The sequence below is a fragment of the Catenuloplanes japonicus genome (assembly GCF_000717135.1).
GTDB lineage: Bacteria > Actinomycetota > Actinomycetes > Mycobacteriales > Micromonosporaceae > Catenuloplanes > Catenuloplanes japonicus.
Genome location: NZ_JNXY01000001.1, coordinates 624,196 through 647,963 on the forward strand (window position 1 = coordinate 624,196; position 23,768 = coordinate 647,963).

The following is a 23,768-nucleotide window of genomic DNA, read 5'->3' on the forward strand; positions in this document are numbered from 1 at the left end:
ACGTACGCAAGGATCTTGGGTCTCGAATGTGGGAAGGCGCGAGGTCAGGTCACTTCATGTGGTCGGCGAACCAGGCGAGGGCGCGGGCGGGGTGCTGGGCGAAGTGGAGGTAGCCGTCCCAGCGGCGGGTGGAGCCCTCGATCCAGAACAGATCCTTGTCGTCGATCGGGATGGCGTCGAAGACGGCCTGGACGTCGCTCGGCCGGGTCAGGACGTCGTCGCGGACCTGGTAGAGCAGCGTCGGCACAGTGACCGAGGACGCGGGCCCGACCGGCGAGAGGTCGTCGAGCGGGGCGCTGTTGTGCAGGCGGATCAGGGACTCGAGGGTGGGCATGTGGGCGGCGGCATCGACGCCGGCCAGGGTCAGGGTCTGTTCCAGCGTGATGCGCGGGGAGAGGGGCTGGGGAGCGACCAGGCAGCGGACGTCGTGGAAGGCGGCCGGGTCCTGGCGCATGGCGAACAGGGTGGCGTTGGCGCCCATGCAGCGGCTGAGGAGGCCGATGGCGGCGTCACGGAGGCCGGGGTGGGCGCGTACCCAGTCGAGGGAGCCGAGGACGTCGCGGGCCTCGAAGATGCCGCTGATCACGCCGCCGTTGGCGCTGCCGCTGAGGCCGAAGTTGCGCATGTCGTAGGCGAGCACGTGGTAGCCGGCGTCGTGCAGGATGCGGTAGTCGGGGATGAAGGTGACCTCGACGTCGTTGCCGGTCGGGGCCCAGTGCGACTTCCACGGCTCCAGGTGCGAGGGCAGGCCGGCGCGGTTGAACCACAGCGGGTGGTTGGCGATGATGACCTTCGTGGCGCCGGGGGCGGGGATGAACCAGCCCTCCAGCGGCACACCGTCACGGGACGGGAACGTGACGTCCTCGAAGTCCAGGCCCGCCTCGGCCGGGGTGTGCAGGATCGGCGAGCGCATCGAGCGGAAACCGTCGGCGACCGCGGCCAGGAATGTGTTGATCTCTTCCGGTGTCATGCGGTCCACGCTGGCAGCGATCTCCGCGGCTGCGCAGAGCCGGACTTTTCATAGGTGCCGGACTCCTACCCTGGCCGGCGCCCGCGCGGCTACCGTGGCCTGCGTGGACAACCTGCTCGGCGACTTCCTGCGCGCCCACCGGAGCCGGGTGCGGCCGGAGGAGGCGGGGCTGCCCGGTGGCGGCCGCCGGCGTGTCCCGGGGCTGCGCCGCGACGAGGTGGCGGTGCTGGCGGGCGTCAGCACGGACTACTACATCCGCCTCGAGCAGGGCCGCGAGCGCCGTCCGTCCGCCGAGGTGCTCGCCGCGCTCGGCCGGGTGCTGCGCCTGGACGCGGCCGAGTCCGCTCACCTGCGCCGTCTGGCCACGCCCCGCCGCGACCCGGAGCAGCCGGAACGGGTCGGCGCGGGGCTGCTGCGGCTGCTCGACGTGTGGCGGGACACGCCGGCCATCGTGCAGGACCGGTACGGCGACGTGCTGGCCGCCAACCCGCTCGCGGTCGCGATCCACCCCGGCGTGGCGCGGCGGAGCAACCTGATCCGTGTGATGTTCCTGGAGCCGGACGCGCGCACGCTGTTCCCGGACTGGGAGGATCTGGCCCGCCAGTCCGTGGCCTGGCTGCGCGCGGACGCGGACCCGGCCGGTCCCCGCCTGGCCGCGCTGGTCGGCGAGCTGACCGCGCGGAGCCCGGACTTCGCGCGGATGTGGTCCCGGCAGGACGTCCGGCTCCGGTCCACCGGCCGCAAGCGCTTCGCGCATCCGGTGGTGGGCGCGTTCACGGTCGACTACGAGACGATGCGCGTCGGCGGCGGCGAGCACACGCTGACGGTCTACCACACCGCGCCGGGCTCCCCGGACGCCGACGCGCTCGCGCTGCTGGCCAGCCACGCCGTCACCCCGGCCTGACCGCTTCGCCGCGCTCTCGATGATTCACTACACGCATGACCGCGCTGGAGATCGCAGATCACATCCATTCGGGGGTACGCAGCGCGCTCTCCACCGTCGAGGAGGCGCTGGACGCCGCCGTACGGCTGGATCCGGTGTTGCACTTCCTCGACTCACTGGACGCGTCCGGCGCGTTGGCGGCCGCCCGTTCCCCCGTGGACGGCCCGCTCACCGGCGTGCCGTTCCTGATCAAGTCCGGCACGCCCGCGACCGCGCCGATCGTGACCCGCCTGGTGGCGGCCGGCGCGATCCCGATCGGCGTGTCCACCCGGTCGCGCCCCGGTTCGCCCGCGCAGACGCACGGCTGGAACGGCGCCGGCTTCACCCGCAACCCGTGGGACGTGACCCGGTCGCCCGGCGGCTCGTCCGCGGGCGCGGCAGCCGCGGTGGCGGCCGGCGTGGTCCCGATCGCGACCGGCGGCGACAGCGGCGGCTCGCTGCGTATTCCGGCCGCGTTCTGCGGCGTCGTCGGCGTCAAGGGGACCGCCGGCCGGATCCCCCGCTTCCGCCCCGACCTGAGCGGCCTGCTCACGCCCGGCATCATCGGCGCCGACCTCCACGACGTGGTGGCCGTGACCGCGCTGGTCTCCGGCCCCGACCGCCGCGACCCGTCCGCGCAGCCGCCCTGGCCGGTCCCGACCGTGTTCGGCGGATCATGGCGGGTGGCCTACCTGCCCGGTCTTGCCGGCGTGCACGCGGACGCGGCGGTGGACGCGGTCGTCCGGTCCGCGCTCGACGTCCCCGGCATCGAGGTGGCCGAGGCAACGATCGCGCTGCTCCCGGTCACGGAGGCGTGGGAGGCGCTGTACGCCGCCGACAACGGCCGGGAGGTCTCCGGCCCCGCGCTGAGGTCCGCCACCGAGGTCCGCAACCACAACGCGACCGCGCTCGCCGACCTGTTCGCCGAGGTGGACGCGCTGATCACCCCCACCACGCTGACGGTCGCCCACGCTTTCGACGGCCCGCCTCCCGGCCCGTTCGTCGGCGACCCCTGCTGGCACCTCAACCTGACCGGCAACCCCGCGGTCAGCGTCCCGGCCGGCCTGCTCTCCGGCCTCCCCGTCGGCCTTCAGGTCGTCGCCGCCTGGGGCCGCGACGACGTCGCCATAGCGGTCGCCGACCACCTCAGGTCTCCGCTCCCGCGACCCTCCGTGTCGGCCTGACGCCCCGGTCTTCGGAGTGCGCGGAACGTGCGGGCCCCGCGGGCCGGGCCGGGCGCGGGAATCGCGGCCTGTGCCCGGCCATGGCGGGACCGGCTCCGGCCGGTGGTCGGAAGCGGAGCGCCGGCGGAGTCTTCCGATCATCGGAGGTTTTGCCCGCGGGAGCATGCGGGCTGCACCACGCCGGAAGCGGGAAGATCGGGTTCGGGGGTTGTTCTTCTCGGCCGGTGCGCGTGCCGGACGGTCGCGTCAGCGGGAGCGGGATCCGGGGGCGTTCCCGGACCGGCTCAGCGGAGGATTTCGAAGGCGTCGCCGTAGACGTGCCAGCGCAGCGGAGGGGCGAGGTCGAAATTCCCGGCGCGGAGGAAGACGCGCTGGGCCGTGTCGACGCGGCTGGTGTCGCTGTGGGCCTCCTCGGTCTTCATGGCGGCCACGCGGGCGTCGAGGAACGCGTTGAGGAAGGCGGTCTCGTCGCCGCCGCGGGAGGGCGGGGTGGCGTTGCGGAGCGCGGTGGCGCGGATGCCGCCGAAGCTGACCGCGTCGTTGCCGGGGCCGTGCATGACCAGCGCGTCGTAGTAGATGAACTGGCCGAGCGTGCGCAGGCCGTCCGCCTTGCCCTGGGCGACGGCGGGGTTGAAGTAGGTGGCGTCGCGTTCCGCGTTCTGGGCGGTCTGGAAGACGGTGTCGGCGGCCGCGGTACGCCAGTCGCCGGTGAAGCCCGGGTCGAGGCCGGCGTGTGAGTCGGTGCCGTTGACCGCGCGCAGCGCCGGGAGGTATTTGGCCAGCACGTTGGACGGTTTCGCGGCCGTGTAGCGCTCGACGACCTCGAGCATGTCGCCGGTGCCGGAGCAGAAGCCGATGATCCCGGCCGTGTAGCCGCGGCCGTCGCCGATGTCCTCGATGTAGGCGTACTGCGCGCGCCAGTCCAGTGAGGAGTTCTCCGCGCTGGAGACCAGCTGCATGGCGATCTCCTTCTTGGCGGGATCGTCCAGGTTGATCGCGGCGACGTCCGCGTGGGCGGTGAGCGCGAGCGCGCCCGGGACCAGCACCGCAAACGCCAGCAGGCCGGCAAATCCGGCTTTTCTCCGAATATTCTTCACGACCACCATTTCAGGCCGGATCACCCCGCCCGATCAATGGATTTAAGGCACATTTATCGATGCACCGGGCGTGATCGCGCCGCGACTCGTTGATCAACGGGGATGGCGGGAGATTGACTTCCGTCACGCGCCGGTAGCAAGATCGTCACACTGTCGTGATGGAGGTATGTCGATGTTCCGACATCTGCTCGTGGTGGCGACGCTCGTCGCGCCCGCGGCACACGCCGCTGCCGGGCCGGACCCGCAGCCGGTCGATCTGGTGAAGCCGTTCGTGGGCTCGCAGAACTTCGGCAACACGTTCCCCGGGGCGGCCGCGCCGTTCGGCATGGTGCAGGTCAGCCCGGATACGGGAGGGCAGGGTGGCTACGACTACCTGGCCGACTCGATCTACGGGTTCAGCCAGACGCACCTGTCCGGTGTGGGCTGCGGCGTGGCCGGCGAGCTGCCGATCATGCCGACCACGGGCGCGGTGACCAGCACCGACCACAATGCCTATCGGTCCGCGTTCTCGCACGCGGACGAGGAGGCGTCGCCGGGCTACTACCGGGTCGGGCTGAGCACCTACGACATCGACGCGGAGCTGACCGCGACCGCGCGGACCGGCTGGCAGCGCTACACGTTCCCGGCGACCGGCCAGGCGAACGTGCTGTTCAACACCGGCAAGGCGAACCAGAACGTGTTCGGCTCGGAGATCCACGTGGTCGGCGACCGCACGATCGAGGGCCGGGTCAACGCGGGCAACTTCTGCGCCGGCAAGGACGACCACACGGTCTACTTCACCGCGAGCTTCGACCGGCCGTTCGCCGCGTTCGGCACCTGGCGCGGCGCGACGGTGAGCGCGGGCAGCCGGGACGCGGCGGGCTCGGGCGGCAACGGCGCCTACGTCACCTTCGACGCGAGCAGCGACCGGGACGTGACGGTCAAGGTCGGCCTGTCCTACACCGGGCTGGACGGCGCCCGGAAGAACCTCACCGCCGAGACCGGTGACGGTTACGACTTCGACGCGGTCCGCGGCGCGCTCCGCGACCGGTGGGTTCAGGAGCTCAACAGGATCAACGTCACCGGGGGTACGGAGGAGCGGCGCGCCGTCTTCTACACCGCGCTCTACCACTCGCTGCTGCACCCGAACGTGGCCGCCGACGTGGACGGCACCTACGTCGGCTTCGACCGGCAGACGCACGTGGCGGCCGGCTACACGCCGTACCAGAACTTCTCGCTCTGGGACACCTACCGCCCGCAGAACCAGCTGCTGGAGCTGGTCGCGCCGGACGTCGCGCGTGATGTGGCGCTGTCCGTGGTCGCGATCGGGCGTGACGGCGGCTGGCTGCCCCGGTGGGCGCTGGCCAACAGCGAGACCAACATCATGACCGGCGACCCGGTGACCCCGTTCCTGGTCGAGGCGTGGTCCAAGGGGCTCCTGGCCGGGCATGAGCAGGAGGCGTACGCGCTGCTGCGGGCCAACGCCACGTCGCAGCCGCCGGCCGGGTCGCCGTACAACGGGCGCACCGGCGTCGGCTACTACGCGGACCGCGGCTACATCCCCTCCGGCCTGCAGCTCGGCACGGACTGCGTGCACAAGGGCGGCGACAACGACTGCGTGCACCCGGCCTCGTCCACACTGGAATACTCGCTGGCGGACGCCTCGCTGGCGCTGATGGCCCGCGGCCTGGGCAAGACCGCGGACGAGAAGCTGTTCGCCGCGCGCGGCCAGTGGTACCGCAACCTGTGGGACGCCGGGACGAACCAGTTCCGCCCGCGCACCGTGGACGGCACCTGGGTCACGCCGTACGACCCGGTCGAGGCCGGGCACCAGTTCCACGAGGGCGGCGCGTACCAGTACCAGTGGCTCGTCCCGCAGGACCCGGCCGGGCTGGTCTCGCTGATGGGCGGGCGGAAGAGCACGGAGAAGCGCCTGGACGACTTCTTCGTCTACGACAAGCTGCTCACCGACCCGGCCGGGACCGCGCGCACCGACTGGATCGCGGCGCCGTACGACTACTACGCCAAGCCCACCTACAACCCGAACAACGAGCCCGACCTGCTCGCGCCGTACATGTACCACTGGGCCGGCGCGCCCGCGAAGGCCGCGACCGTGGTCCGGGCCGCGATGACGCTGTTCACCACCGGGCCCGACGGCATGACCGGCAACGACGACCTGGGCACGATGAGCGCCTGGTTCGTCTTCTCCGCGCTGGGCCTCTACCCGACGATGAGCGGCGCGGACGTCCTCGCGGTCTCCACCCCGCTGTTCCCGTCCGCGACCGTGACGACCGGTACCGGCACGCTGCGGATCACCGCCCCGGGCGTCACCGACGCCAACCGCTACATCCAGGACGTGCGGCTGGACAACGCGCGTGTCACGAAGAACTGGGTGACGTGGAGCTCCGTGGCGGACGGCGGGTCGCTGCGGCACACGGTCGGATCGTCGCCGTCCTCGTGGGGCACGCCGGCCGCGGCCGAGCCGCCGTCCGTGAACAAGGCGCCGCAGGACGGCCGCAAGCACATCGACCTGTCACTGCGTCCGGCGTCGGCCGCGCTGCCGTCCGGTGGCACGACCACGTTCACCGCGGACATCGTGGCCCAGGCGCCGGGTTCCATACGCCCGACCGTCACCGCCACCGGCCCCGCCGGCTGGACGGTCACGGTCACGCCGAAACGACTGCCGGAGCTGCGCTCGTCGCACCTGCCGGTGTCCACCAGCGCCACGATCACGGTGACCGCGCCCGCCTCCGTGCCGAACGGGACCTACCCGATCACGGTCACGGCCGGCGGCGCGAACACGGTCACGCGTACCGCCTCGGTCGTGATCCGTCCCGCACTGTCCTGTGCGGCCGGCACGTCCTGCGCGGTCGACCTGACGCCGGAGCTGACCCGCGACGGCACCGCCACCGTCGCCGCCTCGGACCAGGGCAACTTCGACACGGGCGGGTGGAGCTACGACGCGGACCTGCTGCCCGCAGCCGGTCCGGTCACCTGGAACGGCGTCGCTTTCCACGCCCCGGATCCCGCGGGTACGGCCCGGAACTTCCTCACCGCCGCCGGTCAGTCGCTGGTGCTGCCGCAGGGTGCGCACACCTCGCTGGAGGTGGTCGCGACCAGCCACAACGGTCCGGTCAGCGGCGCGCTGACCATCGGCTACGCGGACGGCAGCTCGGAGTCCCGGGCCATCACGGTCGCGGACTGGTGCGGCAGCGCCTCGGCCGGGACCACCACGGTCCTGTCCATGCCGCACCGGATCAAGGCGGGGCAGGGCGTCGACGGGCCGCCGGTGAGCCTGTTCGGGCTCAGTGTGCCGCTGGCCTCCGGAAAGCAGATCCGCTCGATCACGCTGCCGAACGACACGCGACTCCAGCTGTACGCGTTGACGCTGCGCTGATGTGGTGCTGACCGGTGAGGGCCCGCCCCTCACCGGTCGGCTACCGCTTCACGTTCTGAGCCCGGTCGCTATTCTTCCCCGGCGCACCACAGACGGGGAGAGATCAGGGATGAGCACGGAGCAGGTCGGGCCGGGGCCGGTGGCCAGGTTCGCCATCGTTGTCGGGATAGCGGTGGCGCTGGTGGCGGTGCTCACCGGCGGCTGGTTCGTCGGGAACCGCGTGCTCGGCACCGGCGGTGACGCCTGGGAGGCGATGGAGCGGCTGGGCGGCGAGGGCTGCTTCGATCTGCCGGACGCGACCGAGGGCGCGTTCGTGCCGGCCGGGATCAGGCAGGTGGACTGCGCACGGCCGCACAACGCGGAGATGATGAAGCGGCAGGGCAAGCCGGACGAGGAGATGTCCGACGACTACGCGGACGTGGCGAAGCTGGAGGACGGCGCGCCGCTAGCGTGCGAGGCCGCCATGATCCGCGAACTGCTCGACACGATGACGGTGCCGGTGGGCGCGCGGGTGCGGTGGTTCATCCCCACCGCGCAGCAGTGGGCGGCCGGGCACCGCGGGGTCTACTGCTACTACGCGTTCGAGGGTGACCTGCCGACCGAGACGGTGCGCGCGCTCCCGCCGGGACAGCTCAGCAACGACCAGCACCGGTTCCCGGGCTCGGCCGCGTTCGTGCACCTGCAGGCGCGGATCGCGTTCGCGGACGGGACGTTCTCCACGCGCCGCAACGCCGCGCTCGCGGTCGTCCGGCACCTCGGCGAGCGCGACGCGGTCTACCGCACCGGCTTCGAGACGCTGCGGCCGCAGATGGACGCGTTGATCGCGGAGGACACGATCCTGCGGGAGAAGTGGCAGGCGGCGGTGGACGCGGCGGACGAGCCGGCGTTCCTGGCCGCGCTGGCGGCCGTCGGCGCGCCGGGGCCGAGCCCGACGGAGCTGGCGGTCCGCGAGGCGATCGGGCTACCGACGGTCCAGGGCGGGAAAATCAAGGGCTAGAAGCGGCGTGGTGCAGCAGCGCCGCTCCCGCGGGCGAACCGAGCGTCGTGCTCCGCCGGCGCTCCGCTCGACGCTCGGAGCCGGTTCCGCCGTGGCCCGGGAAACCACTGCGCGCCGGACCGTGACGGAAGGTCACGACCCGGCGCGCAGTGCCGATCAGTAGCGGAAGCCGGCGACCAGCGTGTTCAGGTCGCTGGACATGCGGGCCAGCTCGCCGGTCGCCTGCTGGGTCTCGGCGACGCCGCGGCTGGTGGTCTCCGCGGCCTGCGCGACCATGGTGATGTTCGCGGCGATCTCGTTGGTACCGCCGGACGCCTCGCTCACGCTGCGGTTCATCTCCGCCGTGGTCGCGGTCTGCTCCTCGACCGCGGACGCGATCGTGGTCTGGAAGTCGCTGATCCGGCCGATCACGGCCGTGATCTCCTCGATCGCGGCCACCGCACCGGTCGTGTCCGCCTGGATCGCCTGGACCCGCCGGGAGATGTCCTCCGTGGCCCGCGCGGTCTCCTGCGCCAGGTCCTTGACCTCGGACGCGACCACGGCGAAGCCCTTGCCGGCGTCCCCGGCGCGGGCGGCCTCGATCGTCGCGTTCAAAGCCAGCAGGTTGGTCTGCTCCGCGATCGCGGTGATCACCTTGATGACGTTGCCGATCTCCGCGGACGACTCGTTCAGCTTGTTCATGGTCGCGGACGTGGCGGACGTGATGCTGACCGCCTCCGAGGCCACCCGCGCGGCCTCGGCCGCGTTCTGTGAGATCTCCCGGATCGACGCGCCCATCTCCTCGCCGCCGGCGGCGACGGTCTCGACGCTGCGGGACACGTCCTCGGCCGCGGCCGTGACGGCCTGCGCCTGCGTCGCGGCCTCCTGCGCCGAGTTCGCGATCTGCATGGAGGTGCTGGTCATCTCCTCGGCGGCGCTGGCCAGCGACGACGCGGAGCCGTCGATGGTCTGCACGGTACGCCGGAGGTTGCCGACCGCGGTGTCCAGCGCCTGCGCCATCTGGCCGGTCTCGTCCCGCGAGGTCACGCCGCTGGTCCGGGTCAGGTCGCCCACGGCCAGGCCCTCCGCGACGTTCTTCACGCGCACCAGCGAGGCCACGATCCGGCGGGCCACGATGACGCCGAGCGCGAGCGCGATCACGGCGCCGGCCACCATGACGATGATCGAGGTGAGGCGGCCGGACTCGTACCCGGTGACCGCGGCGTCCGCGTTCTTCTTCGCGTCCGCGGTCTCGGCCTTGTCCAGGTCGGCGAGCGCCGCGTCCACGGTCTTCATCAGCGGACCGACCTTCGCCGAACGCACGGACGCCCAGGTCGCGGTGTCCCCGCGCGCCGCGGCCGGCAGCAGCTCGTTCTGCGCGATCGTCAGGTACTCCTGCCACGCCGCGTCCAGCGCCTCGATCGTGGCGGCGTCGCCGGAGGGCACGCTGGCCCGGTAGGCGTCCATCGCCGCCTCGAAGGACTTCACGTAGCCGGCGAACTGCTCGCCGTACGTCTGCCGGTCCGCCTCGGTCTGCGACACCGCCTGGTTCGCCGCCGCCAGCCGCGTCTTGTAGATCTCCGCCTTGACCTCGCCGACCGCCTTGATGCTGGTCACGCTGCTGCTGTAGATCGTGTCCGCCGAGTTCGCGGCATCCCGCAGCTTCAGCAGCCCGACCACGCCGACCACCACCGCCACCGCGACCGCCGCGCACACCGCGGTCAGGATCTTCGCGTTCACGCGCAGATCGTCGAACCGGTTCCGCCGCGCAAGCGGCTCACCGCCTGTCACCGTGCTCATAACTGGCCTCCGGGCCGCGACGCGAGTGGGGGAGTGCTGGCATCGCTCCCATCGCCTGCTTACGCCCCCATCCGAGAGGAACGGCGGAGATTCAGCGCACAAATCACCTGAAACGGGCTCCCGGGGCCTCAGCAGCCGACGAAGCGCCGGTCGGTGGACCAGCCGGTGTTCGCCCAGGTGTCCGGCGCGGGCGGGGTGAAGCCGGGCCAGAGCGCGGCCAGTGCGCGCAGCAGCCAGGTGGTGAAGCGGGCCGCGCCCTGCGGGCAGGTGTGGATGCCGTCGGTGCTGCGGCCGTCCGGCGTGAATTCTGTGCCCCAGACCTCGGACGCGTCGAGCAGGTGGGCGCCGGGGACGTCGCGGGCCACGGTGGCGGTGCGGGCCAGGTCGGCCAGGTGCGGGGTGTAGAAGTCGTCGGCGCGGATGGGCGGCACGGTGACGATGACCAGCGTGGCGTCGCCGACGGACTCGGCCAGGCGGGTGTAGGCGGCGCGCTGCTCCGGCTCGGTGCCCCAGTCGTAGGTGGTGATCTGGTAGATGACCACGGCCGGCCTGTCCTCGGCGATCGCGGCGGGGAGCGTTTCCCAGGTGGCCTCCGCGTTCGGGCCGACGACGTTGCCGCCGCCCTCGGACGCGATCGACCGGAACCGCACGCCGGCCGCGGCGAACGCCTCGGTCAACGGCGCGGACTCACCGGCGGCGACGGAATCACCGGCGAAGAGAACCGCGCCGAGGTCAGGGCGCACAGGCACAGGCGTCGGGGAAGGGCTGCTGCAGGCGCTCAGGAGGAGGGCGCCGACGGTGATGCCGATACGAGTCTTCATGCCGATGAACGGTGCCGCCGCCATGTCCCGGCCTCCACGCCGTCACGTCACAGCTCTGTCGCAGCCGCCCCGGCACCGCACGCACCCCGTGTCGCAGCTCTGTCGCAACGACCCGCGCCCGCTCGGCACCCCACCCCGCTGCCCCGATACTTGACCCTGTGGTGGCGATACTGCTGATCGAGGACGACCCGCTGGTCAGGCGCGGGCTGGAGCTCGCGATGTCCCGGCTCGGCTACGACCTGCGCACCTCCGGCACCGGGCAGGCCGGCCTGGCCGCGCTGGCCGGCGACCTCCCCGACCTCGTCCTGCTGGACCTGATGCTGCCGGATCTCGACGGCTTCGAGGTCTGCCGCCGCGTGCGCGACAGAACCGACGTCCCGGTCATCATGCTCACCGCCCGCGGCGACGACGTCGACGTGGTCGGCGGCCTGGAGGCCGGCGCGGACGACTACGTGATCAAGCCGGCCCGGCCGGCCGTGCTCGACGCCCGCATCCGTGCGGTCCTGCGGCGGAGCACCGGTGATCCGGACGGCCTCCGTACCCATCGGGATCTGCGCATCGACACCACCGCGCTGACCGTGTCCCGGCGCGGCGAGCCGGTCACGCTGACGCCGACCGAGATGCGGCTGCTGCTCACGCTGTCCCGGCACCCCGGCCGCGTCCTCAGTCGTCAGCAGCTGCTGCAGGACGTGTGGGAGCACGACTACCTCGGCGATTCCCGGCTGGTCGACAACGCGGTGCAACGGCTGCGCGCCAAGATCGAGACGGATCCGGCCGCGCCGGAGTTCGTGCAGACCGTCCGCGGTTTCGGCTACCGGTTCGGCCCGGTGTGAGCCTGCGCCTGCGGCTGGTGACCGCGTTCGTGCTGGTGACCGTGCTCGGCGCGGCCGCGGCGGCCTGGGCGAGCGTCACCTCGGCCAGCGCGGCGCTGGTCACGGCCGCGCAGCAGCAGCTCACCGCGGCGGTCGCGGCCCAGATCAGCGCGATCGCGCCGGAGCTGACGTTCCCGCCCGACCAGGACGCGCTGGACCGGCTGCGCGCCGCGGTCGGCCCGGACACGCTGGTCACCTACGCCGACCTGACCTCGGAGAACGGCACGATCAACACCTTCGACCTCGCCACGGTACGCGCGAGCATGCGCGACACGCACCGCCTGGCGGCCCAGCGCGTCGACGGCCCCTGGCTGCTGATCGGCGCGCCCGTCGTCACCACCGCGCCGGACGGCAGCCGTACCCCGTCCGGCCTCGAGGTCTACGCCGCCCGCGATCTCGGCCCGGTCGACCGGCAGATCGACGGACTCGCCCGCGACGCCGCCCGGACCGCCGCGCTCGCGCTGCCGCTCTCCGCGCTGCTGGCGCTGGCCGCGGCCGGCAGCGTGCTGCGCCCGGTACGCCGGCTGCGCGACACCGCCCGCCGCCTGGCCGCGGGCGACCTGACCGCGCGGACCGTCCCGCGCGGCGCGGACGAGCTGACCGACCTGACCGTCACGATCAACGAGATGGCCGGTGCGCTGCAGACCATGCAGGCGGACGCGCGCCGGTTCGCGGCCGACGTCTCGCACGAGCTGCGCACACCGCTGGCCACGCTGACCGCGGTCGTGGACGTGCTCGCCGCCACCGCCGGCGCGCTGGAACCGGACGCGCGCGAATCCGCCCAGATGGCGATCACCGAGGTGGGCCGCCTCACCCGCCTGGTCGAGGACCTGGTGGAGGTGTCCCGCTTCGACGCCGGCACCGCCGCGCTGCGCACGGAGGAGACCGACCTGGTGGACATGGTCCGCGACTGCCTGCGCGCCCGCGGCTGGACCGGCGAGGTGGAGCTGATCGCGCCGTCTCCGGTACGGACCCGTGCCGACCGCCGCCGCCTGGACGTGATCGTCGCGAACCTGGTCGGCAACGCGCTGCGCCACGGCCGGCCGCCGGTGAGGGTGCGCGTCGCCGCGACCGCGGCCCACGCGCTGATCGAGGTCACCGACGCCGGGCCCGGCCTGCCGCCGGACGTGCTGCCACACGTGTTCGCGCGGTTCTGGAAACGGGATCCGGCGCGCTCCCGTACCCCCGGAAGCGGTCTTGGGTTGTCGATAGCCCGGGAGAACGCGCGCCTGCACGGCGGCGACCTCACCGCCGCCGACGCGGGCGGCGGCGCGCGTTTCACGCTGTCCCTGCCCCTCGGCACGGAGGACCGATGAGGCGATTCTTGCTGATCGGCGCGCTGGCCGTGCTCCTCGGCGGGTGCGGCGTGCGGCCGTCCGGCGTGATCACGACGGGCGAGGCACCGACCGGTGTCGCGCCGGGCGTCACGCTCTACTTCGTCACCGAGGACGGCGCGCTCGCCCCGCAGCTGCGCGAGACCGGCCGTCTCGGCACGATCCCGGAGGCGCTGGCGCTGCTGCTCGACGCCTCCCCGCAGGACGCCGGCCTGCACACCGAGATCGAGGCGCACGGCGTCACCCGCGTGGTGGCCGACACCGAGCCCGGTTTGATCATCCTCAGACTCCCGCTGGCCGACTACGAGCTCACGCCGCGCGGCATCGACCAGATCGTCTGCACCACGCTCGGCGTCGCCATCCAGCGCGGCGAACCGCGGACCACCCGCGTGCGCACCACGTTCACCCTGCCCACACCCGCCTCCGATCCGCTGCGCACGTGCCCGCTGACCGGCTCCTGAGGCGCGTCACCGAGGCTGGCGGCCGCGGCGGCGAGGTCCGGACTCGCCGTGATCAACGGGCACTCCATGCCCGAAATTTCGGGAAATAGTGGTTGGAGCGATCGCGAGGGTCAATCTGCCCGTCGGCAGCTCAGTAAAGATCAAGATCTTATGCATTTCCCGCTTCCGGCGTGGTCCGGCAGCGTTGCTCCCGCGGGCAAACCTCGCGTCGGGCTCCGCTGGCGCTCCGCACGACGCGAGGAGCCGGTTTCGCCGTGGTCCGGCAAACCCGTGGACTGTCACAGGTTGTCCACGTCGATCCAGATCGGTGCGGGACCCGGGATGATCAGCCACAACGCTGCCAGCACGGCCGTCGCGCCCGCGAAGACGACTGTGCCGACGCGGCCTCGCGCCCAGTTCGCCCGGAACCGGATCGGGTCCTCGACCAGCCGTTTCGACAGGATCGCCGTGCTCACGGAGACGGCCAGGACCACCGCGGTCCACGTCCACCCGCTCAGGCCGGTCGACTTCGGTGACAGCAGCACGATCACCGGCCAATGCCACAGGTAGAGGCTGTAGGAGATGCCGCCCAGCCATCGCAACGGCCGCCATGACAGTGCTCGCGCGACCACGGTGCCCGGCACGTGTGCGCAGAGCCGGATCAGCGCCGCGGAGGCCAGTGCGTGCAGGAACAACCCGCCGGTGAACAGCCACGGTGTTCCGGTGTCGTCCGCCAGCACCCAGGACGCCCCGATTCCGGCCGTGAGCAGCGTGGCCACCGTGCCGGCCCATCGTGCGTGAGACGCGTTCGCCAGCCTGGCCCAAGGTGCGTGCGGCTCGGCCGCCGGCGCGTGCGTTGGCCCGGCCGATGGCGCGGGCAGAGCGATCGCCGGCCCGGCGACTCGCGCGCGCAGCCTCGCCGGATGGGGCAGTGCGGCGGCCAGCGCGCCCAGGAGCAGGGAGAACGCGCGTGTGTCCGTGCCGGTGTAGACGCGGCTCGGGTCGGACGGGTCCAGCATGATGATCATGAGGGTCAGTGACGCGACCGCACCGCAAGCCGCGGCGATCCAGGTCCGGCGCGGGCCCGCGGCCAGCACGATCAAGGGCCAGAGCAGGTAGAACTGTTCCTCGACCGCGATGCTCCACAGATGGGCGAAGACGCGGGCCTCGCCGAAGCGGTCCCAGTATCCGGCGGATTCCGCGAGCAGGTGCCAGTTGGCCAGGTTCGCCTGCACCCAGGGGCCGTCGGAGAGCGTGGAACGCAGCAGGCCGGGGGCGCCGAACGCCGTGACCAGCAGCGTGACGGCCGCGAGCAGGACCGCGAGCGCGGGGAACAGGCGCCGGACCCGCCGGGCCCAGAACGCGGTCAGCGAGCCGGGGCCGCGCAGCAACAGCGCCGTGATCAGGTAGCCGGAGAGGACGAAGAAGAGGTCCACGCCGAGGAAGCCGCCGGGCAGGTGACCCGTGTGGAAGAGCAGCACGCCGGCGACGGCCAGGCCGCGCAGTCCGTCCAGCGAGGGGATGTGACGCATGCCCGTGACGCTTCACGCGTCGCGTCCCGGGAGCGTGGGGGCGATGTCGCAGGTGTGTCGCGGGGTGGCCGGCGCGACGGCCGGCCACCCCGCGGCGGGGAGCATCAGGACGTGACGGCGGAAGCGCTCAGTCTCCGGCAGAGTCGCCGGGGGCGGTGCTCGGCCGCTCGCCGCCGTGACCGCCCCGGCCGCCGTCCTTGCCACCGCCGCCCGGCCGGGCCGCCCGCTGGGTGACCGTGGCCAGGTCGGCGGAGACCTCGAACCCGACCCGCTTGCCGTCCTTCGTGCCGAGCACCCGATAGGTCCCGTCCGTCGCCTTGAACACGCGCTCGACCGTGACCGCGGAATCCTTGGCCGTCACGGCCGCGCCGACCTTCGTGGCCTCGTCGCCGGTGACCTCGGTGCCCTTCGGCCCGCGCTCGCCCCGGCCCTTGCCCTCGCTGACCGTGGCGAGGTCCGCCGAGACGTGGAACCCGACCCGCTTGCCGTCCTTCGTGCCGAGCACCCGGTAGGTCCCGTCCGTCGCCTTGAACACGCGCTCGACGGTGACCGCCGAATCCGCGGACGTGACCGCCGCGCCGACCTTCGTGGCCTCGTCGCCGGTCACCTCCGTGCCCTTCGGGCCGTGCCCGCGCTCACCGCCGCCCGGCCCCGGCGCCGCCGATGAGGACGAGGACGGTGCCGGCGTGGGCGTCGCCGCGCTGGCGAGCGTGGACCCGCCGAACACCAGCAGGCCGGCCGCGACGGTCGTGGCGGCGACGAGGCCGATCTTCTTGAGCTTCACAGGTGCCTGCTTTCCTCTGCACAGGGCCGGCACCGCACCGGCCGGGCTGACTTCGAGGTTGCGGCCCCAACCTGTGCGGAGCCTGTCACCGAGCTGCAAAACAGGAGCAAACCCGTACTCCCGGAGGTCTGTGCGAGCGGCTCGGTAGGGTTTCCGCGCATGGACACCCTCACCCCGGGCACGCACAGCCTGACCGTGGACGGCAGCCGGCAGGTCTACCACGTCGCCGGTGACGGGCCCGTGCTCGTCGCGCACGCGGGCGGCCCCGGCATCGACCACGGCTACCTGCGCTCCGCGGACCTGGAGAAGCGCTTCACCGTGGTCTACCTGGAGCCGGTCGGCACGGGAGACTCGCAGCCGTTCCCGGAGGACGCGAGCTATGTCGGCACCTACGCGCGCTTCCTCGGCGCCGTGATCGACCACCTCGGCGTGCCGCGCGTGCACCTGCTCGGCCACTCGCACGGCGGCTTCGTGGCGCTGCGGTACGCGCTGGACCACCCGGATCGCGTCGCCGGCCTGGCGCTCTACAGCACGTCGCCGACCACGGACGAGGAGTTCTGGGCGTCGATGCGGTCGAACGCGGCGTCGTTCCCGGACCGGCACCCGGACCACCCGGAGGCGGCGGACGTGCTGCCCTGGCTCACGTTCGACTCGGCCACGGACGAGGAGCACACGGACGCGCTGCGCGGGCTGATGCCGCTCTACTTCGCGGACTACTGGGGTGAGCGGCACGCGGAGTACGCGGCGCTGCGCGAGGGCGTGCGCGCCTGGCGGGTGCACCACGACGGCGAACCGTTCGACTACCGGGCAGAGCTGGGGGACCTCACCGTCCGTACCGTCATCGTCTGTGGTCGTCATGATTTCATCTGCGGACCGGTGTGGGGTGCCATGCTGCACAACGGGATTCCCGGGTCACGCCTGGTGATGCTGGAGGAGAGCGGCCACTTCGGGCAGACCGAGGAGCCGGACGCGTTCACCGAGGCAGTGACCTGGCTCATTTCGGTGGAATAGAGCACCATCGGTACGCGAGGATGCCGTGAGTGGAGACCCGCGGACCCTGGCGATACCTCTGGTGGCTGGCACGGCGGCTGAAGGGCCGGGTCGCGCTCGGCGCGATGTTCGGGTCCGCGTGGTTCCTGAGCCTGGCCCTCACGCCGTACCTCATCTCCCAGGCGATCGACCGCGGCCTCGCGCCGCGCCGGCCGGGCGCACTGCTCCTCTGGGCCGGGTTGCTGCTGCTCCTCGGCATCGCCAGCGCCGTGCTCGGGATCATGCGCCACCGCAGCATGACCAAGATGCGGATGGCCGCGGCACTGCAGACGGCGGACCTGGTGATGACGCACGCGACCCGGCTCGGCGCCGCGCTGCCCCGCCGGATCTCCGCCGGCGAGGTCGTCACGATCGGCATCTCCGACGTGTGGACGATCGGCCGCGCGCTCAACGTCGGCGGTGTCGGCGTGGCGGCCACCGTGGCCTGCGGCGTGATCGCGGTGCTGCTGTTCGGCATCTCGCCGCTGCTGGCCGCCGTCGTGCTGGCCGGCGTGCCCGCGCTGGCCCTGCTGATCGCGCCGCTGCTCACCCGCACCCGCGATGCCGGTTCCCGCTACCGCGAGCGGCAGGGCGCGCTGAACTCCCGCCTGACCGACCTCGTCGGCGGCCTGCGCGTCCTCAACGGTCTCGGGGGCAAAGAGCAACATCAGCGGGGGTACGAGGAGGAGTCCGCGCTCCTGCGCGCGCAGGGTTACCGGGTCGGCGGCCCGTCGAGCTGGATCGGCGCGCTCGGCGGCGGCCTGCCGATCGTGTTCCTCGCGGTGGTGATCTGGCCGGCGGCCCGGATCGCGGTCGCCGGCGACCTGACCGCGGGCCAGCTGATCGCGGTCTACGGCTACACGGCGATGCTGGTCATCCCGGTCGACGTGCTGATCTTCTCCGCCCGCGACCTGACGCACGGCGTGGTGGCGGCGCGGCGGGTGATCACGTTCCTCAGCCTGCCGGTGGAGGATCCGGCGGGGGTGCCCGCGCCGCCCGGCCCGGCGGGGCTGCACGATCCCGCCTCCGGGGTGACCGTGGAGCCGGGCAGGCTGACCGCGCTCGCCGGGGCCCGTCCCGCGTCCTCGGCCGCGATCATCGACCGGCTCGGCCGGTACACGCCGTCCGATGTGACCTGGGGTGGCCTGTCACTGTCCGAGGTGGACCGCAACGCGGTCCGGGAGCGGATCCTGGTGGCGGACAACGACGCCGACCTGTTCGCGGGGCCGCTGCGGGCCGTGGTGGCGGGACGGTCCGATCCGGTGGACGACGGGCGGGTGCGGGAGGCGCTGGCCACCGCGGTCGCGCACGACGTCGGCGACGATCTGGACCGGCCGGTCGACCGGGGCGGGCGGAACCTGTCCGGCGGTCAGCGGCAGCGGGTGCGGCTGGCGCGGGCGGTGCACGCGGATCCGGAGTGGCTGCTCGCGGTGGAGCCGACGTCGGCGGTGGACGCGCATACGGAGGCGGCGATCGCGGAGCGGCTGGCGGCGGCGCGGGACGGGCGGGGGACGGTGGTCGCGACCACGTCACCGGTGCTGCTGGACCGGGCGGACACGGTGTACTACCTGGTCGACGGGCGGGTGGCGGCGACCGGAACGCATCGGTCGCTGCTGGCGGACTCGGCGGGGTATCGGGCGCTGGTGACGCGCGCGTTCGGTGAGTCCTCGGCGTCGTCGGGGGAACCGGCGGGATCGTCGTGCGACGGGCCGGCGAGATCGCCTCGGTCCGAGGAGCCGGCGCGATCGTTCGGGGAGACGGCATGAGCACGCGGAGCGCCGGTGGGACCAATCGGGTGGCCGGCACGAGCGGCGGCATGATCGCGAGTCCGGGGGAGGTGCTGCGCGCGGCCGGGCGCCTGATCGCGGCCGACCGGTGGACCGTCGCCGGGATGCTCACGCTCGGCTCGCTGGCCGCGCTCGCCGCCCTCGGCGCGCCCTACCTGCTCGGCCGCGTCATCGACACGGTCGCGACCGGCGGCGGCGTGTCCGCGGTGGACGGTCTCGCGCTCGCCGTGCTCGGCTGCGCGGTCGCGCAGACCGTGCTGTCCCGCTACGCGCTCGGCGTCGCCTACCGGTTCGGCGAGCGCGCCGCGGCCCGCATCCGCGAGACGTTCGTGCGCCGCGTGCTCGCGCTGCCCGCCGCCGTCGCAGAACGCGTGCCCACCGGAGATCTGGTCGCGCGCGGCACCACCGACGTGGACCAGGTCGCCATCACGCTGCGCGACGTGCTGCCCGGCGTCTTCATCGGCTTCGTGCAGATGCTGTTCATCGTGGGCGCGGTGGTCGTGCTCGACCCGGTGCTCGGCATCGGCGGCGTGCTCAGCCTGTCCGGCGTCTGGTTCCTCACCCGCTGGTACCTGCGCCGTGCCCGGACCGTCTACCTCACCGAGGGTGCGGCGAACTCACGTCTGGCCGAGGAACTGGCCGCCACCACCGCGGGCGCGCGCACGATCGAGGCGCTCGGCCTGCACCGGCAGCGCCTGGACGCCGGCCACGACGCGATCACGGAGACCCGGCGTACCCGGCTGGCCTCGCTGGCGCTGCGCAGCCGCTTCTTCCCCGGCGTCGAGACGATCTACGCGATCCCCGGCGTGCTGGTGCTGCTGCTCGGCGGCCTGCTCTACACGAACGACCTGGTCAGCCTCGGTACGGTGGCCGCGGCCGTGCTCTACCTGCGGCAGCTGGTCGGCCCGCTGGACGCCATCATGATCTACATCGAGCAGATGCAGAGCAGCGGCGCCGCGTTCGCCCGCATCGAGGGCGTCGCCACGATCCCGGTGCCGGTGTCCGCGCCGGTCGGCGTCCCGGACAGCGACCGGATCGAGGTGTGCGGCGTCAGGTACTCCTACGGCGCCGGCCCCGACGTGCTGCACGACGTCGACCTGACGGTCCGCCCCGGCGAACGCCTGGCCGTGGTCGGTCTCTCCGGTGCCGGCAAGTCCACGCTCGGCCGCCTGATCGCCGGCGTCGACCGCCCCACGGCCGGCACGGTCACGGTCGGCGGCGTCCCGATCGCCGACCTCCCGCCGGACCGGCTGCGCCGTCAGGTCGTGCTGGTCACCCAGGAGCACCACGTCTTCCGCGACACGCTCCGCGCGAACCTGATGTCCCCGGCGCCCGACGAGGATCTGCACCGCGCGCTGCGTACCGTCGGCGCGGACTGGGCCTCCGACCTCGGCCGGGACCTCGCCGCCGACCCGCTCGACGGCGCCCAGGCCCAGCAGCTCGCGCTGGCCCGCGTCCTGCTGGCCGACCCGCACACCGTCATCCTCGACGAGGCCACCGCGCTCCTCGACCCCACCGCGGCCCGCACCGCCGAGCGCGCGCTGGCCGCCGTCCTCCACGAACGCACCGTCATCGCCATCGCCCACCGCCTCCAGACCGCCCACGATGCCGACCGGGTAGCCGTCATGCACGACGGCCGCATCATCGAACTCGGCACCCACGACGCGCTGCTGTCCGCCGACGGCCCGTACGCGTCGCTCTGGCACTCCTGGCACGGCGACGCCACCCAGCAGGCCCCCTCGGCCACCTAGCCTTCGGATCCGGTCCGCGCTCGGCCGGCTGGCGTGACGAGGGAAGCCAGGTAGTGCCTCTACCCCCGATAGACGCGAGCTGGATCGGGGCCGCGGCGGCGGGTTGCATGGTGGCTGCCGGACGATGCAGGTGGCTCCCGGCGGCCTTCGAGGAACAGTGGGAAACGACATGGCACAGTTCGCGCTTCAGCAGGTGACGCCGGCGATCCGCCGGGTCACGTTCACCAACGGGGACGTCAACGTGGTCGGGGCGGACACCGTCGCGGAGCTGTCCGCGGTCGTCGACGCGCTGAGCCGGGACGCGCGGGTGCGGGTGGTGATCTTCGACAGCGGGACGCCGGGGTACTTCTACAACCACGCCGACCTGGCCCAGTTCGGCGAGCTGCTGGCGCTCGCGGACGAGGACGGGACGGCGACGTTCGTCGGGCTCGGGGAGCGGCTGGCGGCGGCGCCGTTCGTCAGCATCGCGTCGATCCGGGGGCGGACCCGGGGCGGGGGCGCCGAGCTCGCGCTCGCGTTCGACCTGCGGTACGCCAGCCGGGAGGAGGCGTTCTTCTGCCAGCCGGAGGTGGCCACCGGGCTGGTGCCCGGCGGCGGTGGCGGGGACCGGCTGCCCCGGCTCGTCGGCCGCGACCGTGCCCTCGAGGTGCTCCTGACCAGCGAGGACTACGACGCGGTCCGCGCGGAGCAGTACGGCTGGGTCACCCGCACACTTCCGGACGCCGAGCTGGACGCGTTCGTCGACGCGGTGGCCGCCCGCATCGCGCTCTTCGACCAGCAGTCCGTCGTGGGCGTCAAGGCGCAGGTCGGCCGCGCCACGCTGCCGCCGGGGGCGGACGTGCGCAGGTCCTGGGCCGAGTTCACCGGCGCGGTCTCCTGGCCGGGCTTCCAGGCCCGGGGCGCGGTCTTCGGTGAGCTGTTCGCCGAGGCCGGCGTCGCCGAGGTCGAGCGCCGCCTGGGCCACTACCTCGGCGTGGCGAACCAGCGGTCCTAGCCCTCGGCGTGGCGAAGCAGCGGCCCTGGTTATCGGGGCGGCGAACCAGCGGGCCGGCCGGTGATCGCAGGCGTCAGGGGCCGACCCGCGCCGTGAGACTCCGCAGCCGCTGCTCGGCGACGGATCCCGGCTCGGCGCTGTAGACCGTCATCAGCGGCCCGTCCCCGGCCGTGACCGGCAGCTCCACCGTGTAGTACGACAGCGCGATCGGCCCGGCGGCCGGATGGCAGAACGTCTTCCGGCCGCTGTTGGCGATCAGGACGTCGTGGGCCGCCCACCTGGTGCGGAACTCGGGGCTGGCCGCGGACAGCTCGTCCACGAGTTCGCGCAGGTCCCGGTCGTGCGGGTAGCGGCCGGCCTCGGTGCGCAGCAGCGCGACGACGGTCGCGGTGGTGTAGTCCCAGTCCGCGAAGAACCCGCGCGCGCCCGGGTCGAGGAAGTGGTAGCGGGCCACGTTGATGTCCTGCGCGCCGCGCGCGACGTCGCTGTCCAGCAGCGGTGCGTAGAGCGCGCGGGCGAGCGCGTTGCTGGCCAGCACGTCCCAGCGGCCGTTGGTGACGAACGCGGGCGCCAGCGTCATCGCGTCGAGCATCCACTGCACGCGCGGCTCCAGCGCCACCGCGGGCCGGCGGCTGCGGGCCGGGCCCGGACGCGCGGCCCTGGCCAGCTCGTTCAGGTACTCCCGCTCCTCGTGGCCGAGGCGCAGCGCGCGGGCGACGCCGTCGAGCACCTCGGTGGAGATGCCGGTGATGTGCCCCTTCTCCAGCCGGGTGTACCACTCCGTGCTCACCCCGGCCAGCGTGGCGACCTCCTCCCGCCGCAGGCCCGGCACGCGGCGCCGGCCGGCCGTGGGCAGCCCCACGTCGGCGGGGGTGAGCCGGGCCCGGCGGCCGGCGAGGAAGTCACGCACGTCGGCCCGGTTCGTCTCGCTGTTCACGCATTCCACGGTACGGGGGTGTGCCGGACCACGACGGGACCGGTGCCCGCGGGAGCGACGCTGCCGGACCAGGCCGGAAGCGGGAAGATAGATATTGATTGGTTTAAGTTCTTGAATTTGCGGTAAGGGTTCGTGATGTCGATGTGTGAAGGACGTCTCATGCGCCCGCGTCTTCTCGCCGCCGCGCTCGTTGCCGCTGCCGTGACACTCGCGATGGGAAACGGGCCGGCGTCGGCCGCCGCGGCCACGCCGGTCGGACGGAACGGGCAGCTCGGCGTGTGCGGGACGAAGCTGTGCAACAGCGCCGGAACTCCGGTGCAGCTGCGTGGCATGAGCACGCACGGCCTGCAGTGGTACTCCGATTGCGTGACCGGCGGCTCGCTGGACGTGCTGGCGGACGAGTGGTCGGCCGACGTGCTGCGCATCTCGATGTATGTGCAGGAGGGCGGCTACGAGACCGATCCGGCCGGGTTCACCGCACGCGTCAACGAGATCGTGGAGCAGGCGTCCGCGCGCGGGCTGTACGCGATCGTCGACTGGCACATGCTCGACCCGGGCGACCCGAACGCGAACCTCGACCGGGCCCGCACGTTCTTCGCCGAGGTCGCGGCGCGGCACCGGGACAAGCCGAACGTGCTGTACGAGATCGCGAACGAGCCCAGCGGCGTGCACTGGAACACGATCAAGTCCTATGCCGATCAGGTCATCCCGGTGATCCGCGCGCAGGACCCGGACGGCGTCGTGCTGGTCGGCACGGAGGACTGGTCCTCGCTCGGCGCGTCCGGCGACGGCGAGGGCGTCGCGCGGATCCTGGCGAATCCGGTCACCGCGGGCAACGTCATGTATACGTTCCACTTCTACGCGGCCTCGCACGGCGACTGGTACCTGGACACGCTCCGCGACGCGGCCGGGAAACTGCCGATCTTCGTCACCGAGTTCGGCACGCAGGAGTACACGGGTGACGGGCCGAACGACTTCACCACGGCCCAGCGCTACCTCGACCTGCTCGCCGGATCAGGCATCAGCTGGGTGAACTGGAACTACTCCGACGACCTGCGCTCCGGCGCGGTCTTCACCGAGGGCGCCTGCGAGGCCGGGACCTACGGCAGCCTCAAGGAGGCCGGCCACTGGATTCGCGACCGGATTCAGGCCCGATAGCGAT

General features: G+C 72.8%; 18 protein-coding genes and 1 pseudogene. 12 read left to right on the forward strand and 7 right to left on the reverse strand.

What is annotated here, in order from left to right; translation table 11 throughout:
* Window positions 1-49: 49 nt before the first annotated feature.
* Window positions 50-970: an alpha/beta hydrolase gene (locus OP04_RS02935; protein WP_033338088.1), complete on the reverse strand. Its 921-nt coding sequence runs from the start codon at window positions 968-970 to the stop codon at window positions 50-52.
* 103 nt (window positions 971-1,073) lie between these two features.
* On the opposite strand from OP04_RS02935, the gene OP04_RS02940 reads away from it, so the two are divergent.
* Entirely contained in the window at window positions 1,074-1,874 is an 801-nt protein-coding gene (locus tag OP04_RS02940) for a helix-turn-helix domain-containing protein (RefSeq protein ID WP_033338089.1), read from the forward strand.
* 35 nt (window positions 1,875-1,909) lie between these two features.
* The gene (locus tag OP04_RS02945) at window positions 1,910-3,076 is read left to right on the forward strand and encodes an amidase family protein (protein ID WP_051796988.1); all 1,167 of its coding nucleotides are present in this window, start codon (window positions 1,910-1,912) and stop codon (window positions 3,074-3,076) included.
* Between the two features lie 284 nt (window positions 3,077-3,360).
* Here OP04_RS02945 and OP04_RS02950 read toward each other — a convergent pair whose 3' ends face one another.
* Window positions 3,361-4,173, reverse strand: a complete 813-nt coding sequence (locus OP04_RS02950; RefSeq protein ID WP_269746648.1) for a chitosanase — start codon at window positions 4,171-4,173, stop codon at window positions 3,361-3,363.
* A 172-nt stretch (window positions 4,174-4,345) separates the two neighbouring features.
* Here OP04_RS02950 and OP04_RS02955 point away from each other — a divergent pair, with 172 nt between their 5' ends.
* The gene (locus tag OP04_RS02955) at window positions 4,346-7,549 is read left to right on the forward strand and encodes a GH92 family glycosyl hydrolase (RefSeq protein WP_051797058.1); all 3,204 of its coding nucleotides are present in this window, start codon (window positions 4,346-4,348) and stop codon (window positions 7,547-7,549) included.
* A 109-nt stretch (window positions 7,550-7,658) separates the two neighbouring features.
* Entirely contained in the window at window positions 7,659-8,546 is an 888-nt protein-coding gene (locus OP04_RS52885) for a septum formation family protein (protein WP_033337769.1), read from the forward strand.
* A gap of 156 nt (window positions 8,547-8,702) precedes the next feature.
* On the opposite strand, the gene OP04_RS02965 is transcribed toward OP04_RS52885, so the two are convergent.
* On the reverse strand, window positions 8,703-10,325 hold the full coding sequence (locus OP04_RS02965) for a methyl-accepting chemotaxis protein (RefSeq protein ID WP_033337770.1): 1,623 nt from the start codon (window positions 10,323-10,325) through the stop codon (window positions 8,703-8,705).
* Window positions 10,326-10,453: 128 nt separating this feature from the next.
* Window positions 10,454-11,146 carry an SGNH/GDSL hydrolase family protein gene (locus OP04_RS48335; protein WP_157239160.1) on the reverse strand — a complete coding sequence of 231 codons (693 nt, stop codon included), beginning with the start codon at window positions 11,144-11,146 and terminating at the stop codon, window positions 10,454-10,456.
* Window positions 11,147-11,304: 158 nt separating this feature from the next.
* Between OP04_RS48335 and OP04_RS02975 the strand changes: the two genes are divergently transcribed.
* Genes OP04_RS02975 through OP04_RS02985 form a run of 3 tightly spaced genes read left to right on the forward strand, consistent with a single transcriptional unit; the run spans window position 11,305 to window position 13,813 of the window.
* A complete protein-coding gene (locus OP04_RS02975; RefSeq protein WP_033337771.1) occupies window positions 11,305-11,979 on the forward strand; it encodes a response regulator transcription factor in 675 nt (224 codons plus the stop codon).
* On the forward strand, window positions 11,976-13,334 hold the full coding sequence (locus tag OP04_RS02980) for a sensor histidine kinase (protein ID WP_033337772.1): 1,359 nt from the start codon (window positions 11,976-11,978) through the stop codon (window positions 13,332-13,334). The genes OP04_RS02975 and OP04_RS02980 overlap by 4 nt, the downstream gene beginning before the upstream one ends.
* Window positions 13,331-13,813 (forward strand): hypothetical protein, encoded by a 483-nt coding sequence (locus tag OP04_RS02985; RefSeq protein ID WP_033337773.1) that lies wholly within the window; start codon window positions 13,331-13,333, stop codon window positions 13,811-13,813. The genes OP04_RS02980 and OP04_RS02985 overlap by 4 nt, the downstream gene beginning before the upstream one ends.
* Window positions 13,814-14,091: 278 nt before the next feature.
* On the opposite strand, the gene OP04_RS02990 is transcribed toward OP04_RS02985, so the two are convergent.
* Complete coding sequence (locus OP04_RS02990) at window positions 14,092-15,324, reverse strand: acyltransferase family protein (RefSeq protein ID WP_033337774.1); 1,233 nt, start codon at window positions 15,322-15,324, stop codon at window positions 14,092-14,094.
* 127 nt (window positions 15,325-15,451) lie between these two features.
* The gene (locus OP04_RS49075) at window positions 15,452-16,108 is read right to left on the reverse strand and encodes a hypothetical protein (protein WP_051796989.1); all 657 of its coding nucleotides are present in this window, start codon (window positions 16,106-16,108) and stop codon (window positions 15,452-15,454) included.
* A gap of 159 nt (window positions 16,109-16,267) precedes the next feature.
* Here OP04_RS49075 and OP04_RS03005 point away from each other — a divergent pair, with 159 nt between their 5' ends.
* The 4 genes from OP04_RS03005 (at window position 16,268) to OP04_RS03020 (ending at window position 21,669) form a co-directional block, all read left to right on the forward strand.
* Window positions 16,268-17,119 carry an alpha/beta fold hydrolase gene (locus OP04_RS03005; protein ID WP_033337775.1) on the forward strand — a complete coding sequence of 284 codons (852 nt, stop codon included), beginning with the start codon at window positions 16,268-16,270 and terminating at the stop codon, window positions 17,117-17,119.
* A gap of 104 nt (window positions 17,120-17,223) precedes the next feature.
* Window positions 17,224-18,903, forward strand: coding sequence for an ABC transporter transmembrane domain-containing protein (locus tag OP04_RS03010; RefSeq protein ID WP_085066210.1), 1,680 nt, complete (start codon window positions 17,224-17,226; stop codon window positions 18,901-18,903).
* A complete protein-coding gene (locus OP04_RS03015; RefSeq protein ID WP_085066211.1) occupies window positions 18,900-20,675 on the forward strand; it encodes an ABC transporter ATP-binding protein in 1,776 nt (591 codons plus the stop codon). Before OP04_RS03010 ends, OP04_RS03015 begins: the two co-directional genes overlap by 4 nt.
* A 169-nt stretch (window positions 20,676-20,844) precedes the next feature.
* Window positions 20,845-21,669, forward strand: coding sequence for an enoyl-CoA hydratase/isomerase family protein (locus OP04_RS03020; RefSeq protein ID WP_033337777.1), 825 nt, complete (start codon window positions 20,845-20,847; stop codon window positions 21,667-21,669).
* Window positions 21,670-21,742: 73 nt separating this feature from the next.
* Here the strand turns inward: OP04_RS03020 and OP04_RS03025 are convergent, their stop codons facing one another.
* Window positions 21,743-22,606: a helix-turn-helix domain-containing protein gene (locus OP04_RS03025; RefSeq protein ID WP_033337778.1), complete on the reverse strand. Its 864-nt coding sequence runs from the start codon at window positions 22,604-22,606 to the stop codon at window positions 21,743-21,745.
* Between the two features lie 243 nt (window positions 22,607-22,849).
* On the opposite strand from OP04_RS03025, the pseudogene OP04_RS03030 reads away from it, so the two are divergent.
* Window positions 22,850-23,764: pseudogene (locus tag OP04_RS03030) on the forward strand (glycoside hydrolase family 5 protein); the annotation flags it as partial.
* Window positions 23,765-23,768: the final 4 nt, after the last annotated feature.

Coding starts and splice junctions, on each gene's coding strand:
- OP04_RS03015 (WP_085066211.1), top strand. CDS start 18,900: ATGAGCACGCGGAGCGCCGGTGGGACCAATCGGGTGGCCGGCACGAGC.
- OP04_RS03005 (WP_033337775.1), top strand. CDS start 16,268: ATGGACACCCTCACCCCGGGCACGCACAGCCTGACCGTGGACGGCAGC.
- OP04_RS48335 (WP_157239160.1), bottom strand. CDS start 11,146: ATGAAGACTCGTATCGGCATCACCGTCGGCGCCCTCCTCCTGAGCGCC.
- OP04_RS02945 (WP_051796988.1), top strand. CDS start 1,910: ATGACCGCGCTGGAGATCGCAGATCACATCCATTCGGGGGTACGCAGC.
- OP04_RS02935 (WP_033338088.1), bottom strand. CDS start 970: ATGACACCGGAAGAGATCAACACATTCCTGGCCGCGGTCGCCGACGGT.
- OP04_RS02965 (WP_033337770.1), bottom strand. CDS start 10,325: ATGAGCACGGTGACAGGCGGTGAGCCGCTTGCGCGGCGGAACCGGTTC.
- OP04_RS02990 (WP_033337774.1), bottom strand. CDS start 15,324: ATGCGTCACATCCCCTCGCTGGACGGACTGCGCGGCCTGGCCGTCGCC.
- OP04_RS02985 (WP_033337773.1), top strand. CDS start 13,331: ATGAGGCGATTCTTGCTGATCGGCGCGCTGGCCGTGCTCCTCGGCGGG.
- OP04_RS52885 (WP_033337769.1), top strand. CDS start 7,659: ATGAGCACGGAGCAGGTCGGGCCGGGGCCGGTGGCCAGGTTCGCCATC.
- OP04_RS03010 (WP_085066210.1), top strand. CDS start 17,224: ATGTTCGGGTCCGCGTGGTTCCTGAGCCTGGCCCTCACGCCGTACCTC.
- OP04_RS02955 (WP_051797058.1), top strand. CDS start 4,346: ATGTTCCGACATCTGCTCGTGGTGGCGACGCTCGTCGCGCCCGCGGCA.
- OP04_RS03020 (WP_033337777.1), top strand. CDS start 20,845: ATGGCACAGTTCGCGCTTCAGCAGGTGACGCCGGCGATCCGCCGGGTC.